The following is a 15908-nucleotide window of genomic DNA, read 5'->3' on the forward strand; positions in this document are numbered from 1 at the left end:
TTTTCCTGTAGAATGAGGCCAAGCAGTCGTTTATACGGTATTTGACGTTAACACGTGAGGATTTGAATGCCGGGACCGGATGAAAATGATCAATTAGACCGGATTGATCGCAAGATTCTCAGGGTGCTGAGCACCGACGGAAGGATCGCGGTCACCGACCTTGCCAAACAGGTAGGGCTATCCAAGAGCCCCTGCCAGGTTCGGATGAAAAAGCTGCAGGCGCAGGGGTACATCCAGGGGTTTCGCGCCGTTCTCAACCCCGAGAAACTGGGTCTGGAGCATGTGACCTTTGTCGAAGTGCGTCTGACCGACACGACCGAGACCGCGCTGGAGGATTTCAACCGCGCGGTGATGGACGTGCCCGAGATCGAGCAATGCCACATGATCGCCGGCTCGTTCGATTACCTGCTCAAGATCCGCACCACCGACATCCACAGCTACCGGCAGACGCTGGGCGATGCGATATCGAATCTGCCGCATGTCGGCTCAACCTCGACGCATGTGTCGATGCAGGCGGTGAAGGACACCGCGTTCTAAGCCAGCTTAGCGTATCACGCCATCGCCGCGCAGCCGGGCGACGTCGTCCGCGTCCATGTTCAGGCCTTGCAGAATGCTGTCGGCGTCGCCTCCCGGCGCGCGCGGCGGTGCGGGCGCGCCGGGCGGCGTGCGGTCGAACCGCGGCGCCGGTGCGGCCTGCATCACGCCGCCGACCCGGGTAAAGGTGCCGCGCGCGGCGTTGTGGGGGTGCTGCTCGACCTCGTCCCAATCCAGAACCGGCGCGACGCAGGCATCGGTTCCGTCGAAAATCTCAATCCATTCGTCGCGCGTTTTGCGGGCAAACACCTGCGCATAGAGCGCGCGGCGATCGGCCCACGTGGCGCGGTCGTTCTGATCCTCCAGATGCTCGGGCGGCAGGCCGGCAAGGCGCACCAGTTCGGCAAAGAACTGCGGCTCCAGCGGGCCGACGGAAATCGCGCGCCCGTCGCGCGTGGCATAGCAGCGATAGAACGGCGCGCCGCCATCCAGTAGGTTGTTCTCGCGCTCTTTCGTCCAATCGCCGCGGGCAAGCCACTGATGAATAAGCCCCATCATGGCCGGCACCCCGTCGACCATGGCCGCATCCACCACCTGCCCCTGCCCCGAGCGGGACCGCTCAAACAGGGCCGAGAGTACGCCAAGCAGCAGGAACATCGACCCGCCGCCGTAATCCGCCACCAGGTTAAGCGGCGGCACCGGCACGTCATCGGCGCGCCCCATGGCGCCAAGGGCCCCAGACAATGACAGGTAGTTGAGGTCATGCCCGGCGGTCATCGCAAGCGGGCCCTCCTGCCCCCAGCCCGTCATGCGGCCAAACACCAGGCCGGGGTTTTCCGCGTGGCAATCGGCCGGGCCGAGGCCCAGCTTTTCCATCACGCCGGGGCGGAACCCCTCGATAACAATATCGGCGTTCGCGATCAGGTCCCGCGCCAGCGCCAGCCCCTCCTGCGCCTTGAGGTTCAGCGCGATCGAGCGCTTGCCGCGCCGGTTGACATCGGTCGTGTCGGCCGGGGCCGAAGCCCTGTCGATCACCACGACATCCGCCCCCAGATCGGCCAGCAACTGCCCCGCCAGCGGGCACGGCCCAAGGCCTGCCATCTCTATCACCTTCAACCCATCAAGTGGACCAGCCATGCCTTTCCTCCCTCAGCCCCGGCGCGCGTTTCCGGCACGGTCGCAGCCTTGCGCCGGGTTGCCAAGCCGAAACCGTAGCCGATCCGCGCGCCGCCGCCGGGGGCAGATGTCGCAGCCCCGTGAATGGCACATCGCGCGGGGATGGGTTAAAGCGTGGGAAACCGTGCAGCCACCCGCAAGGATTGCCATGCAACCACAGATCCCCCTGACCCGAGATGTCGTATTGATCGGCGGCGGGCACACACATGCCCTGGCGCTGCGCAAATGGGGAATGGCCCCCCTGCCCGGCGCGCGGCTGACCCTGATCAACCCCGGCCCGACGGCGCCCTATTCGGGGATGCTGCCGGGGCATATCGCAGGGCATTACACGCGCGAGGAGCTGGATATCGACCTGGTTCGGCTGGCGCGGTTCGCCGGCGCGCGCCTGGTCCTGGCGCGGGCGACGGATATCGACCCGCAGGCGCAAGTCGTCACCACCTCGGACGGGCGCGAGATCGGGTATGACCTGGCCTCGATCGACATCGGGATCACAGCGGAGATGCCGCGCTTGCCGGGGTTTGCCGAACACGGCGTGCCGGCCAAGCCGCTGGACATCTACGCGCGGTCGTGGCGGGCGTTCCTTGATCGCGTCGCGGCAGGCGAGGCGCCGCCCGAGGTTGCCGTGATAGGCGCCGGCGTGGCCGGTGTGGAGCTGTCGATGGCCATGGCCCACGCGATGCGGCCCCACAGCGCCGAGATCAATGTGACCCTGATCGAGCGTAGCGCGGCCCTGACCGGGGTCGGCCCGCGCGCCGAGGCGCGGCTGCGGCGCGCGCTGCGGTCCAACGGCGTGACGCTTCTGACCGAGGCGGAGGTGAGCCGCGTCACCGAAGACGCGGTCGAGCTATCCAGCGGGAAAAGTGTGCCGAGCGCCTTCACGGTCGGGGCGGCGGGGGCGTTCGCGCATGGCTGGATCGCGCAAGCGCCGCTGCCGCAGGACGAGGGGTTCGTCAAGGTTGGCAGCGACCTGCGCGTCGAGGGGGTAGAGACCCTGTTCGCCGTCGGCGATTGCGCCCACATGAGCCACGCGCCGCGCCCCAAGGCCGGCGTTTTCGCCGTGCGGGCGGCGCCGGTGCTGCACCACAACCTACGCGCCGCGCTGACGGGGCGGCGATTGCGCGCGTTCCGGCCGCAGGGGGATTACCTCAAGCTGATCTCGCTTGGCGGCAAATCCGCCATGGCCGAGAAATGGGGCTGGCCGGTATCGGGGCCACTTTTGTGGCGGTGGAAGAACAGGATCGACCAGGGATTCATGGACAAGTTCCGCCACCTGCCCCGCATGGCCGCCCAGCGGCACCCGGCCCGCATTTCCGCCGCCGGGGTGGACGAGGCGCTGGCGGGCGGCAAGCCGCTTTGCGCCGGTTGCGGTTCCAAGCTGGGCGCGGACAGGCTGGGCGCGGCGCTGTCGGCGCTGCCGGTGCCGCGGCGGGCCGACGTTCTGTCGCGGCCCGGCGACGATGCCGCGATCCTCGATATCGGCGGGGGGCGCCAGCAGGTCATCACCACCGATCATCTGCGCGCTTTTACCGAGGATACCGCCTTGATGGCGCGGATCGCGGCGGTGCATGCCCTGGGCGATATATGGGCCATGGGGGCGGCGCCGCAGGCGGCGCTGGCGACCGTCATCTTGCCGCGCATGTCCGGGCCGCTGCAATCGCGCAGCATGGCCGAAATCATGGCCGCCGCCGCCGAGGTTTTCACCGCCGAGGGCGCCGAGATCGTCGGCGGACATTCCACCATGGGGGCCGAGACGACGCTTGGCTACACTATCACCGGGCTGTGCGAAGGGACGCCGATCACCCATGCAGGGGCGCGGGCGGGCGACACCCTGATCCTGACGCGGCCCATCGGGAGCGGCACCCTCTTGGCCGCCGAGATGGCAGGCGAGGCGGATGGGCGCGACATCGCGGCGCTGCTGAAGCAGATGGCGCGCCCGCAGGGCGACGCGGCGCGACTGCTGAAGGGGGCGCATGCGATGACGGACGTGACGGGCTTTGGCCTGGCCGGACACCTGCTGAGCATCGCCAGGTCGTCGGTCCTGGGTGCCGAGATCGACCTTGCGGCGGTGCCTGTCTATGACGGCGCGCTGGCGCTGGCCGAAGCGGGGCATAGATCGAGCCTATATCCCGACAACGCCGCCGCCGCGCCGGTGACGGGGGCGGCGGGCGCACGAGGGGCGCTACTGCACGATCCGCAAACAGCAGGCGGGTTGCTGGCCGCAGTGGATGCGGCGGAGGCCGAGAAGATCCTGAGCGATCTGCACGCGGCCGGGGTTCCGGCGGTGGCGATCGGGCGGATGATCGAAGGACCGCCGGGGGTGGTTTGCGCGAGGTCATTGCTGTGAAACCGCAAGGTTAATTTGTTGTTTTTAATGTTTATTTTGTGACTTAGTGGAGTTGAAGTAGCCGGTGACTCGCCCAACATAAGGGCGACGCCCGTACCGCATGGGGCGGGGTTTAGCTGTGTGCGGCAGGGATGCAAGCAACAGCGGTGCGGCAGAGGACAGGCCTTCGCCAATGCGCCCGCCCCGTGGGGGGGGGGGGGGGGGGGTACGGGCGCCGCCCGGCGAGCCGGGCGATATGCGTGGCAAATGGCGCGCGCCAAGGAGAAGGCAGCGCGCGGCTCGCTAGGCGCTTTGCCGGGCCAGCTCGGCGAGGCGGGCCACCGCGCCCATGAGCGTGGCGTCCTCCAGATCGGGCAAGGGCAGCACCGCCGCGGGCGGGGTGGCGCGAGTTGCGGACTTGGCGTAGCGCGGATCGTAGTGCCGGGTGATCAGCGCCGCCGCGAGGGCGGTAAAACGCCCCTCCTGCGCCATCTGCTGCCACTCGGCGACGCACTCGCGGCCATGATAGGGGATCAGCCCGGCCAACCGCTCGGACAGGCGGGCGGGATCGGCCAGCAGGTCGGCATAGGCGTTGGTCAGGAACGCCGCGCGCGCCTCCAGCGGCGCCTCGACCCGGATGCGCGGCGCGCCAAGCATGGCGGCCCAAAGGCTGGGCGGGATGAGGATATCACCGATCTTGTTGCTTTCGGCCTCGATGAACAACGGGCGCGCCGGATCGAGCCGCGCCAGCGCCATCGCGACGCGGGATTCGAATGCTTTCTGGCTGGGTTGCGCGGCATCCATCCCCCCCAGAAGCGAGCCGCGATGCGCGGCCATGCCTTCAAGGTCGATCACTTGCTCGCCCGCCTGTGCAAGGTGGTGCAATAGCCGCGTCTTGGCGGTTCCGGTGCCGCCATCGATCAGCACCGGCGACAGGCGCAGCGGATGCCGATAGAGCGCATCAACAACCAGCTTGCGATAGGATTTGTACCCGCCCGCGATCAGATCGACACGCCAGCCGATCTGCGCGAGGATGGCCGCGAATGAACCTGACCGCTGCCCGCCGCGCCAGCAATAAACCAGCGGGCGCCAGCCACCATCGCGATCGCTCAACGCGCCCTCGATGTGGCTCGCGGCGTTGCGCGCGACCAACGCGGCGCCTACCTTGCGCGCAAGAAAGCGGTCCTGTTGCACGTAGATGGTGCCGACGCGGGCGCGCTCGGCATCCGACAGGACCGGCAGGTTGATGGCGCCGGGCACATGATCCTCGGCGTATTCCGAGGGGCTGCGCACGTCGATGATATCGTCGAACGGCAGCTCCGATAGCGCGGCAAGCGATGTCAGTCTCTGCGCCATGGCCGCGCCTAAGCCCCGGCAAGGGCAGCGCGGACGCGGGTCATGAAATCCTCGCCGCGCTGCTCAAAGTTGTCGTATTGGTCAAAGCTGGCGGCGGCGGGGGCCAGAAGGACGGTATCGCCCGGCTCGGCCTCGGCGGTGGCGCGGGCGACGGCGGTTTCCATGGTGGTGCAGACCTCGGCCTCGATCCCGTCGAGTTGCAGGGCAAAGCCGGGCGCCTCGCGGCCAATGACATAGGCCTTGGCGACGTTACCGAGCGCGCCCTTGAGCGCATCCAGCCCGCCATCCTTTTCCAACCCCCCGCAGATCCAGCGGATGCGCGTAAACGCCGACAGGGCACGCGCGGCGGCGTCCACGTTGGTGGCCTTGGAATCGTTAACGAAACTGACGCCGTTCGCCTCGGCGACGACCTGGCTGCGGTGGGGCAGGCCTGCAAAGCTGGCAAAGCCCGCCTCGATCACGCGCGGGGCAAGGCCCAGCGTACGCAGGGCGGCATAGGCGGCGCAGGCGTTCTGGTGGTTGTGCACCCCCGGCAGGCCCTTGATCGCGCGCAGATCGATCGATCCGGCCTGCCGCCCCTTGCGGTATTCCGACAAGAACCCCTTGCGCGCGAACACGTGCCAGCCCGGCCCGGTCAGCTTGCGCGTGACCGAGATGTCGATCATACGGTCATCGCCCGGCGCCTCGCGCATCTGGCCAGCAAGGAACGCGCCTTCGGCCTCATCCACACCGATGATCGCGCGCTCTGGTCCGCCCTCGGCAAAAAGGCGCCTCTTGGCGGCGAAATAGCCGCCGATGCCGCCGTGACGGTCCAGGTGATCGGGCGACAGGTTGGTGAACACCGCCACGTCGGGCGTGAGGGCGCGGGCCAGCTCGATCTGGTAGCTGGACAGCTCCAGCACGATAACATCGCCGTTGACGGCCGGGTCGATGTCCAGCACCCCGCGCCCGATATTGCCGGCCAGTTGCGCGGGCCTGTTGGCGTGCTCCAGCACGTGATGGATCAAGGCCGAGGTGGTGGATTTGCCATTCGATCCGGTCACCGCGACGACCTGCGGCGTGACGTCGAAACTGTTCCAGTCGCTGGTGGCGAAAGAGCGGAAGAACAGCCCGATATCGTTGTCCACCGGCACGCCCTGGCGCTGTGCCTCGACGATGGCGGGGTGTGGCGCGGGGTAGAGGTGCGGGATGCCGGGGCTGACGATCTGGATGGCAACGCCCTCATACGCGGCGGGGCGCGTCAGATCGGTGATGGCAAATCCTTCGGCCCCGGCCGCGGCGCGCGCGTCCGGCATGTCATCCCAGCAACGCACATCGGCGCCGCCGGCGCGCAGGGCGCGCGCCGCTGACAGACCCGAGCGGCCCAGCCCGAGGACGGCCGCCGCTTTGCCTTGGACCCCGCGCACAGGTATCATCACGCACTCCGTTTTTGCCTGCCGTAGCGCTATCCGATTGCGGGGGCCTTGACCAGAGGGCGCGCGTATCAGACGCCATCGAAGCGGCCGCTGCGCCCGGCCCCGGCGGCGAAGCGCGCGGCGCCCGCGATGCCCTCCTGCTCGAACGTGCCGAGCGACGCCCATTCGCGCGTAAGAGCTGCGGCAAGGGCGCGCGGGGACAGGCGCGCGGACAGGTGATCGGCGCGCATGCACCCTTGTGGGAAGCGCGTGAGGTCGCGGGCCAGCTCAAGCGCGGCCGGCAGGGCCTGCCCGGGAGCGACGCGGCGATCAGCCAACCCGATCGCGACCGCCTCATCGGCGGTCACCGCGCGGCCGGTCAGGATCATGTCATTGGCGCGCCCCTGCCCGATTATCCGCGGCAAGCGCACGGTGCCACCGTCGATCAGCGGCACGCCCCAGCGGCGGCAGAATACGCCGAACACCGCATCATCGGCAGCGACACGCATGTCGCACCACGCCGCCAGTTCCAGCCCGCCAGCGACGGCGTGCCCCTCGACGGCGGCGATCACCGGCTTGCGCAGCATCAGGCGCGACGGCCCCATAGGCCCCGGCAGCGGCTGCGCCATGGCATCTTTCCAGCCGCCGGGGATATCGACCTGCGCAATCCAATCGCGCGCCACGCCGCCCGCCGCCGCCTTGAGGTCAAAGCCTGCGCAGAACGCGCCTTGCGCGCCGGTCAACACGGCAGCGTCCACGGTATCGTCGGCGTCGAAGGCCATGAAGACATCGAACAGGCACTGCGCGGTGGCCGGATCGACCGCGTTGCGCTGTGCCGGGCGGTTGATCGTGATCACCCGCACGCGGCCGTCGTCATGGATTTCCAGCGTCATTTTTCATCCCTCGCTGCGGTGGCTGTTGGCGGCCACCCTGCCCCGCGGATGCAGGACAGGGCAAGGTGTGCGAGGGTGTGGGCGCGCGCGGTGCCTTTTGTCCGCGCGGAAAAAAGGCGCGAAACTGACGGCTTTCAGCGGGTTTGAGCCAGTTGAAAAATTTTTCATATACTTTTCAGGTAGTTAATCTGGGACGATTTCACGGGGTTTGAGCCGGTGCGTGCGCCTATCGCCCTCTGGTGACAGTTGACACGGAAGTTTGCAGAAAAAAATCCAATGAAATCAAGCGCTCGCTTTCTAAGGTGTGGGGAGATTTGCCCACACCCCACAGCTTATTTGGGCAGTCGCCATTCGGGGGTTGTTGAGAATGCACCCGAAGTATTCAGTCTGCGGATATCCCTCTCAAGCGAAGCCTGTGGGTCTGCGAGGTCTTCGTAGATCGCGGTGGACAGGGCGGTGTGCAGCGGTTGTTCGTACGCTGCCAGATCGCGCTGACAAAAGTCCTGCAATATCCAAATGTCGGGCGCGGCCAGCCCCGAGAAATAGGTCAACGTCTCGACGTAGTTGCTCAGATTAGCTTTCTCCTTCATTATCCGCGAAAAGCGGAAGAGCGCGAGATCGAATGCAGCCTTTTCATGCTCGCTCCACTTGATCGGCGAAACACCTACCGTCGAGCTGGAAGAGCCTTCCAAGATGCCCTGATACCGCACTGGGATGCTATCCCGCGCCTTCCAAGAAGAGATCGTGCTCTTGTCTACGCGCAGCTTGCGCGCCAGATCGGCATCCGTTTCCACACCGAAGTGCCGTTTCAAAGCTGCAAGGACTTCCTCAACCGGGCGTTCCACACCAGTACCTCTTGACTGCGTTATGCGGTTGGCATAGTTTGCATGTAAACTATGCAGGCCGCAGAGATGATAGACCTATCGCATACACCATCGCCCGAATTATTGAAAGCCGTCCGCGCAGCTCTGCTGCTCAGGGATCAATCGCTTACGGGGTGGGCACGCGCCAACGGGGTCAAGCGTCAGAACCTCTGCAAGGCGCTCACCGGTCAGTGGACTGGACCCAGAGCGGGCGCGATTGTGAAGCAGGTGCGCGCCGATCTGAAGGTTGAACACTGATGTTGGTCGCGGTCAGATCGCTGCAAGGGGTCGGGAAGATCCCATGCGACCGTACATCAGCCTCAAAATGGCTTGCGCGCAAAGGGGTCCCGATACTTAGCCAGTGCGGCAACGGTGGTACGTTCGATGCTGTTCGCACATCTGACCTACCTGACGAAGAGCGTCTCGCTTTCCATCGGAAGCGTATTTCGGAGCTTCACCTTTGCCCAGGCACCTACGACGATGATGCCCATGACGTGTTCATGCAGGCGTCCCCGTCGCGGCGGGCAAGGGCTGAACGCAAGGCCGCTATTGCGCAGCTTCTGGTGTCGTTGGGGACTTCGGTCGGTTGGCCTGAGCGTATCCGGCTGGTGCAGGAGAAATTCGGGGATGAAGGCACCTCGAAACCCTCCTTGAAACGGCTTTTAAGCGCGGTCGAAGGGGCCGATCCGATCAACTATGCGCCCGCGCTGCTGGACGGCTACAAGGCGACGGCAAGGCATGCGGAGATGAGCGAAGACGCGTGGCGTTTTTTCATGACGACAATCCGCGATGCAGGCCCGGATTTTCCGCTAAAGTCGGCGTGGCGCGACACTCGGGATGCTGGTCGGTTCTTGGGGTGGTTGGTCCCGTCATACCCCACGTTTTATCGTCGCTGGGAGGCATTGAGCGAAGCTGAGCGCCTACACGCGCGGTATGGGCGCGATGCGACACATACCCGCCTAGTGCAACCTTCGCACCGCGACAAGAGCAGTCTTCCGCCCCTTGCTTGGGTTTCGCTGGACGGGCGAGTGCAGGACTTCTGGGTTGATTTCGGAGACGGCAAGCCGGTGCGTCCTGTCATGCTGGCCCTTGTCGATGTGGGTTCCAACATCGTTCTGGGGTGGGAGCTGGCCCCCTCCGAGAACGCCGCGCGAACGGTGCGGCTCATCAAGAATGTCTGTCAACGACATGGCATCTTCGACCGACTATACACCGATAACGGATCTGCCTTCGCGGGCCACCTCGTTGCTGGCGGCAACGTGCATAGGTTCAGGAACGGGCGAAAAAAGGCCGAAGGCGTGCAACCCCCCGGTATTTGTCAGATCATGGGTATCGACCTGACCTTCGCCCTACCCAAGAATGCCCAAGCGAAGATCGCCGAGCGAACTTTCGCCGTGCTTTCCCGCGTGATTGATGACAGACCGGAATTCAAGGGGTGCCACGCGGGCCATGCCCCTGGGGCCACCCCGACGCCGGGCGTGAATCCGGTGCCTGTCGAAGTCGCGCAATCCGTGATTAGGCGAGAAATTCAACGCCACAATCAGGAGCCTGGGCGGCGCAGTCAAGGAGCGCGCGGTCGGTCCTACGAACAGGTATTCAATGATGGGCTACAAGATCGCATCAAGCGGCAACCTACGGCGCGGCAGCTCTATCTTGCGGGCCTGATCTATAGCCCCGTGTCAGTCGATAGGTTCGGCCAGGTTCGCAAGAACGGCTGGATTTACGGTGGCCCTTCCACGCAACAGGCAATGCTGGAGCACCACGGCACGGGTAGGAAAATCCTGTTGGGCCGTGATCCTGACGATTTCAGCGCACCGGCCATCGCGTTTGACGAAGACGGGCGCTTGATCTGCGAGAACATCGAGCCGGTGCAGTCGGGTTCGTATGGAAGCGTTGACGGCATTCGTGATGCGGCGCGTAACCGGAAGGCGGCTCGGGCCGCAGTCGCCGCCGCCGAGACGGCGAACAACTATTTGGATGACGCACAATTCGCGAACGCTCTGGCCGCCTTGGATCAGAGCGTGGCGTCGCCCGAGGAGCCGGACCGCCCTGCGCAGAGAGTGGTTGCGGGGCATTTCGGATCGCCCCTCACGGACGCGCCCGCCGCCGAGGAAACCGCCGACGAAGCTATCCCGGCTGAGTTTTACAGGAACATGGATACCGCGCTTGCGGCCAAGCGGTCGCGGGGCGGGAAGTCGGCATGAGAGGCGCTGAACCACCTCTCATGCCATTCACCGGGGGCGAATAACCCCCACAACGAACGGAGCAATGAATGACACAGCATTTGAGACTTGCCAAGACCAGCGATGCCAGGCGGCGTCTGGGCGACTGGGCCGACACTGAAACCGCCCGCGACATTATCCGATCCCTCGATCTGGTCTATGAGACGGATCGCCCGTCCATGACGATGATCGCTGGCGCGCCTGGTGTAGGAAAAACCAGGGCGATCAGGCGTTTTTGCGAGCGGATCGGCCATGACGGCATCTATATTCAGGCTGCCAGCGGTGAAGGAACCGCATGGAACTTCGCTCACTCCCTGGGCAACCTCTGGGGGCACGCCAAGCCCCAATTTTCCTGCCATACTGAGGCTCGCCAGGAAATCGCACGCTACATCGGCACGGGGCGCGTGTTGATCGTTGATGAGGCGCAGTACCTCAATCAGCGCAACAAGAAGACCGGGCAAGTTGGTGAGGCGTTCGAGTGGCTTCGCGCCGCCGCTGAGGCTGGTGAATTCAAGTTGGTGTTTTGCGGCGATATGAGCCTCGCGCCCGCTATAGACAGCATGCCGCAGCTCCAAAGCCGAATGATGCGCCCCGTCATCATTCCTTCGGCGCGCAGGGTGGATGTGGCCGGTATCGTTAAGGGTACGCCCTTCGACAATGAGGCGTCAATCGACGCGCTACACGCCGTCGCGCGCCTGAAGGGCGGTTTGCGTAACGTCGAAAACGTCACGAGGATTGCCCTACTTTTCGCAGGGTCTGAGCACCCGCGCGCGGAGCACCTCAAGGCAGCCATCCATGACATGAAACTCGCACCGAAGGGGCGCTAAGTATGAAGACGGTATACGTGAAACTCAAGGACGATGAAGCGGCGCTGATGATCGACGGGACGCCTGTAGAATTCATGGAACTCAAGCGCGCAATGGCTGATCTGGAAGGCATGCTTGAAGCGCTGGGGGATGCGAGTGCTCTGGCCGCGTTTCAGGCCATTGGTGAAATGGTCGCGCGCGCCCGAGTGGTGAACTGTGAGCCGCTTGATCCCGACCGCTCGGGCGAACGCGGCAACTCGCATGGGGCCGAAAGCAACGGCCCTCAGCGACATTTCCGAAACACGCGGCAAGGGGAATTCGACGCATGAAACAGATGGAAACGGACCGCGAATTCAAGACGAGAATGGCCGCAGAAGGGAAGGCCATCTACACCCCCGGCAAGACGGTCGAGCAGGTCAAGGCCGATCTTCGTGGGGAAAAACTGACCCTTGAAATCCACGAAGGCGACTTGAAACAGATGCGTGAAGATGCGCAGGAAGTCGAGGGCACGCTTTTCTGTATCAGCCAAGCGGCGGAGTACCTGTCCAGGACCGCAACCGAACAATGCCCTGGCATGGGCGCTGTCTTGGAACTTCTGGGCCGCGCCACCAACCTTGACGCCGCCCCCTGCGCTTCCCGGCTGATTGCCGCGCTTCGCAACCTAGACGCCGTCGAGAAAAAGGGGCGGTCATGACCATCACGCGCAATCAGATCGCCCTTCTGCATGTTGCCAAGGGCAAGCTCGGCCTCAAGGACGCTGAGTATCGAACGGCGCTTGTCCACATCTGCGGTGTGACAAGCTCGACCGAGCTGGATCAGTACGGCTTCGAGGCGCTTTTGGGGTTCTTCGAACACCTGGGCTTCAAGCCCCTCTCGTCTCGCGGTTCGGACTACGGTGCGCGCCCTGGCATGGCGAGTTTCGCGCAGCTCGAATTGATCCGGGCGCTGTGGCGCGAATACACGGAAGGCCGTGCCGGGGAAGACGAACTGAACAAATGGCTTGAGCGATGCTGGAAGGTTTCGAGTCTTCGGTTCGTGCGCGCCGAAACTGCCCCCAAGATCATCACGGCGCTGAAGTCGATGAAGGCGCGGGCGGCATGAGATAGCCGGGGGTTTCAGCCTTGTCCCTCGGCTGGAAGGGGCGGCGGTTTGCAGGTCCGTCGCCCCTTCCGCTTTTTCAGAGCGCCTGAGCGGCCCGTACAGCGCCGTTGATCGCTTTGGCCCCCATTTCCCGCAAATGGTCGGCATGGCTATTAAATGGGTATTTAACGGCGCTCTGCGAGCCTACCGCGCCCGACAGGCGGGAAACCCTTGCGCAAACGGCCCGAATTTGTGACTGTCTGAGAAACGGTCTGGTGCCTCGCGTGGAACCTGCGCCTCGAATTCTTTCTAGGCCGAAAGACATTCAGGGTTGCGCTAGAACGAGCGCATGACCGGAACGCCGCCCCGAGACCTTCCAGCACCGACTTGCTCCGAGGCATACGCCATCGGCGTTTACATCCCACCGCACTTGCTTTCTATCGAGCGGACGGTCGGAGTGGAGCCGTTGCGTGCATTTCTGGAAGAATGGGGCGGTCGGGAATTCGGTATCCCCACCACTGTCACAGCGGACACGCCGCATACCGAGGTTGTCGATGCCTTGCGGGCGCAATTTGGACCGGGGCGCTTCACGATTGCCGTTGGGCCGCTGGGGTCGAATGTGCGGGTCGCCTGGTCTGTCTACCTGGGCCTCAAGAACGGCATGTCTCTGGCCGATATTGCCAGGCAATGCGGCTGTCACGCCCGGACAGTTTCCGGGCACAAAAAGCGCCTGATGGATCGCGGCCTTTTGAGCGCGACCGAGGCTTCCACCCCGAAAGGAACTGCGAAATGATCGTGAATGCGGAAAGTATCGAGCTGGCCTTCAAGGGCTTCAAGACGGTGTACACCGACGCCTACGAGGCGGCAACGGCATATTCTGGCCAGATCGCGATGACGGTGCCAAGCTCTTCGCGCGATGAAACCTACGGGTGGCTCGGGCAGTTTCCGCAGCTTCGCGAGTGGCTTGGGGGCGACCGGGTTGTCAAAGACCTTCAGGCCCACAGCTTCGCGATCACCAACCGGAAATTCGAAAGCACGGTTGGCGTCAGCCGCGATGACTTCGAGGATGACAGGCTGGGCATTTTCAAGCCCATGTTCGCGGAGATGGGCCACCTCGCGAAGTTGCACCCCGACGAGCTGGTGTTCGGCCTCCTGAAGGACGGCTTCACCACGACCTGTTTCGACGGGCAGTACTTCTTCGACATCGACCACCCGACAAAGGACGCGACCGGTGCGGATGTGACCGTGAGCAATATGGCCGACGGCACCGAGACACCCTGGTATCTTCTGGACACCTCGCGCGCTATCAAACCGATGGTGTTCCAAGAGCGGAGCAAGTACGATTTCCAGGCGGTCACGGCACCGAGCGACCACACTGTGTTCATGACCGATCAGCACCTCTACGGTGTTCGGGCGCGGGTGAACGCCGGACTTGGGTTGTGGCATATGGCTTTCGGCTCGAAGCAGGCGCTGACTGCGGCAAACTACGCCGCCGCGCGCGCAGCCATGCAGGAATTCCGGGGCGACAGTGGGCGCGTTCTGGGCATCAAGCCGACCGTCATGGTTGTGCCGCCGTCGCTTGAAGACGCCGCGATGCACGTGCTCAACACCGAAACCAACGACGGCGGCGGCTCGAACCCTTGGAAGGGCACCTGCGACCTGATCGTAACGCCGTTCGTGGCATGACGGATCAGCCGATCATATCGCTTTGTGAGGGAGCGCCCCTGGCCGAGGGGCGCGCACCCGATCTGGTCCATCTTCTTCCTTTAGGGGAAATCAAGGGGCGGGATGGTCGGCGCTGGACCCTCTCCGACGCAAACGCGCTGGTGCGCGCTTCGATGCGCGAGGGGGTTGATCTGGTTATCGACTATGAGCACCAGGTTGACGACCCAGATCAGCGTACGCCCGGCCCGGTGCCTGCCGCCGGGTGGGTTCGTGACCTTACGGTGAAGTCCGATGGTATCTGGGGTCGCGTGGTATGGACGCAGAAGGCGCGTAACATGATCGAGGCGCGTGAATACCGCTACCTCAGCCCGGTCATCACGCACCGTCGCGACGGTCAGATCATCCGCCTCAAGGGGGCAAGTCTCGTACATCGTCCCAATCTCGAACTCACCGCCCTGTCACGTCAGGAGGAAACCATGCCCGAACTTGAAAACGACATTGGCCGCATCGCTACTGCGCTCGACCTGCCCGAGGATGCCGGAACCGATCAAATTCTTGACGCCATCCGGGCTTTGTCCCAAGAGCCTGACCCGAGCCGATATGTGCCGGTGGCGGCGGTCCAGGAGATGCTCCGCGACCGCGCATCGCTTCAATCCGAACTTGGCGAGCAACATGTCGAGCGCCGTGTAGACGAGGCCACGGCAGGCGGGTACATCACGCCGGGCATGCGCGACTGGGCCGTGTCTCTTTGCAGACGCGACCCGGATGCCTTCGAAGACTTTCTATCCACCACGCCGCCCGCCTTCGCGCACCTTTCGCGTGACACTGCGGCCGGTCAATTGCCGACCAAGCGCGTGGCCGCGCGCAGCGACGTAACCGAAAGCATCTGTGCACAACTGGGTATCTCTCCCGATGCGCTCGACTGACCAGCCAGCGTCGGACCGCGAAATTGCTCTCGCGGATCAGCTACGCCAGGCGAAGGAGCAAATCGACAGTGCGAACCGCCTGTTTGACGAGGGCTTAAACGCCGTTTCAATGGCGCGTGAAACGGTTGCCGAATGCGCGCGGCTGGCGTCCGATCAGTCTCTTTCGGAGGGTGTGCTGGCGTCAGCGCCTGTTACGGAGCACCGCCGTCTACGCCGCTCGGGGTGCCCTCCGAAAATCGACCAAGACCCCGCGTTGCAAACCTTCATTCTGGCGCGGCTCGACCGCCTGACATACCAGGAAATTGCCGATGAAATCGCGGCGGCTTTCCCCGAGGATCGGCGTGTGAGCAAGAGCACCGTTCACGCTTGGCACAAGCGCCGCCGAAAAGCCCCAAGGTTCACGCGGTCACGCCGGTCTCGCCAAGTGGATCATCCGGGATAGCCCCGGTACACCCGCCCACTTCCGGGTTCAAACCCGGTGAAACGGGGGTATCAAACCCGGTGAAAACTAACAGAAACGCGCCGCCGCGCAGCACCCGACCGCCCCCCCCCTCGGGCGGGGAACTGCGCGGCTCTTCAGGCGGGCGCGTGCCTGATTGCTCTTGCTTTTCGGCGCTCTGCAACCCAGTTTCACGGCACTGGGAGTTGGCATCGCTGTCGCCCCGGCGGT

16 protein-coding genes are annotated in these 15908 nt (G+C 64.5%); 11 read left to right on the plus strand and 5 right to left on the minus strand.

The window, feature by feature from the left end:
• Window positions 1-66 precede the first annotated feature (66 nt).
• Window positions 67-537 carry an Lrp/AsnC family transcriptional regulator gene (locus G568_RS0100685; protein WP_026756231.1) on the plus strand — a complete coding sequence of 157 codons (471 nt, stop codon included), beginning with the start codon at window positions 67-69 and terminating at the stop codon, window positions 535-537.
• A gap of 6 nt (window positions 538-543) precedes the next feature.
• Here G568_RS0100685 and G568_RS0100690 read toward each other — a convergent pair whose 3' ends face one another.
• Window positions 544-1671 (minus strand): CaiB/BaiF CoA transferase family protein, encoded by a 1128-nt coding sequence (locus G568_RS0100690; RefSeq protein ID WP_026756232.1) that lies wholly within the window; start codon window positions 1669-1671, stop codon window positions 544-546.
• 187 nt (window positions 1672-1858) lie between these two features.
• Between G568_RS0100690 and selD the strand changes: the two genes are divergently transcribed.
• A complete protein-coding gene (gene selD, locus G568_RS0100695) occupies window positions 1859-4054 on the plus strand; it encodes a selenide, water dikinase SelD (RefSeq protein ID WP_026756233.1) in 2196 nt (731 codons plus the stop codon).
• A gap of 282 nt (window positions 4055-4336) precedes the next feature.
• On the opposite strand, the gene mnmH is transcribed toward selD, so the two are convergent.
• The 4 genes from mnmH to G568_RS0100715 form a co-directional block, all read right to left on the minus strand.
• On the minus strand, window positions 4337-5389 hold the full coding sequence (gene mnmH / locus G568_RS0100700; protein ID WP_026756234.1) for a tRNA 2-selenouridine(34) synthase MnmH: 1053 nt from the start codon (window positions 5387-5389) through the stop codon (window positions 4337-4339).
• Between the two features lie 8 nt (window positions 5390-5397).
• The gene (gene murD / locus G568_RS0100705) at window positions 5398-6804 is read right to left on the minus strand and encodes a UDP-N-acetylmuramoyl-L-alanine--D-glutamate ligase (protein WP_026756235.1); all 1407 of its coding nucleotides are present in this window, start codon (window positions 6802-6804) and stop codon (window positions 5398-5400) included.
• Between the two features lie 68 nt (window positions 6805-6872).
• Window positions 6873-7676: a crotonase/enoyl-CoA hydratase family protein gene (locus tag G568_RS0100710; protein WP_026756236.1), complete on the minus strand. Its 804-nt coding sequence runs from the start codon at window positions 7674-7676 to the stop codon at window positions 6873-6875.
• 332 nt (window positions 7677-8008) lie between these two features.
• Window positions 8009-8521: a helix-turn-helix domain-containing protein gene (locus G568_RS0100715; protein WP_026756237.1), complete on the minus strand. Its 513-nt coding sequence runs from the start codon at window positions 8519-8521 to the stop codon at window positions 8009-8011.
• Window positions 8522-8796: 275 nt separating this feature from the next.
• On the opposite strand from G568_RS0100715, the gene G568_RS0100725 reads away from it, so the two are divergent.
• The 9 genes from G568_RS0100725 to G568_RS0100765 all read left to right on the plus strand — a co-directional run bounded on the left by G568_RS0100725 (window position 8797) and on the right by G568_RS0100765 (window position 15680).
• Complete coding sequence (locus G568_RS0100725) at window positions 8797-10743, plus strand: transposase domain-containing protein (protein ID WP_026756239.1); 1947 nt, start codon at window positions 8797-8799, stop codon at window positions 10741-10743.
• 68 nt (window positions 10744-10811) lie between these two features.
• Complete coding sequence (locus tag G568_RS0100730) at window positions 10812-11588, plus strand: AAA family ATPase (RefSeq protein ID WP_026756240.1); 777 nt, start codon at window positions 10812-10814, stop codon at window positions 11586-11588.
• A gap of 17 nt (window positions 11589-11605) precedes the next feature.
• Window positions 11606-11896, plus strand: a complete 291-nt coding sequence (locus G568_RS0100735) for a hypothetical protein (RefSeq protein ID WP_157084210.1) — start codon at window positions 11606-11608, stop codon at window positions 11894-11896.
• Window positions 11893-12261 (plus strand): hypothetical protein, encoded by a 369-nt coding sequence (locus G568_RS0100740; RefSeq protein ID WP_026756242.1) that lies wholly within the window; start codon window positions 11893-11895, stop codon window positions 12259-12261. The genes G568_RS0100735 and G568_RS0100740 overlap by 4 nt, the downstream gene beginning before the upstream one ends.
• Window positions 12258-12668, plus strand: coding sequence for a regulatory protein GemA (locus G568_RS0100745; protein WP_026756243.1), 411 nt, complete (start codon window positions 12258-12260; stop codon window positions 12666-12668). The genes G568_RS0100740 and G568_RS0100745 overlap by 4 nt, the downstream gene beginning before the upstream one ends.
• A gap of 328 nt (window positions 12669-12996) precedes the next feature.
• Window positions 12997-13440, plus strand: a complete 444-nt coding sequence (locus tag G568_RS0100750) for a helix-turn-helix domain-containing protein (RefSeq protein WP_157084212.1) — start codon at window positions 12997-12999, stop codon at window positions 13438-13440.
• Window positions 13437-14333 (plus strand): Mu-like prophage major head subunit gpT family protein, encoded by an 897-nt coding sequence (locus G568_RS0100755; protein ID WP_026756245.1) that lies wholly within the window; start codon window positions 13437-13439, stop codon window positions 14331-14333. The genes G568_RS0100750 and G568_RS0100755 overlap by 4 nt, the downstream gene beginning before the upstream one ends.
• The gene (locus G568_RS17930; protein ID WP_051202560.1) at window positions 14330-15238 is read left to right on the plus strand and encodes a phage protease; all 909 of its coding nucleotides are present in this window, start codon (window positions 14330-14332) and stop codon (window positions 15236-15238) included. Before G568_RS0100755 ends, G568_RS17930 begins: the two co-directional genes overlap by 4 nt.
• A complete protein-coding gene (locus G568_RS0100765) occupies window positions 15225-15680 on the plus strand; it encodes a hypothetical protein (RefSeq protein ID WP_026756246.1) in 456 nt (151 codons plus the stop codon). Before G568_RS17930 ends, G568_RS0100765 begins: the two co-directional genes overlap by 14 nt.
• Window positions 15681-15908: the final 228 nt, after the last annotated feature.

Origin of the sequence: Sediminimonas qiaohouensis DSM 21189, assembly GCF_000423645.1 — a bacterium.
Taxonomy (GTDB): domain Bacteria; phylum Pseudomonadota; class Alphaproteobacteria; order Rhodobacterales; family Rhodobacteraceae; genus Sediminimonas; species Sediminimonas qiaohouensis.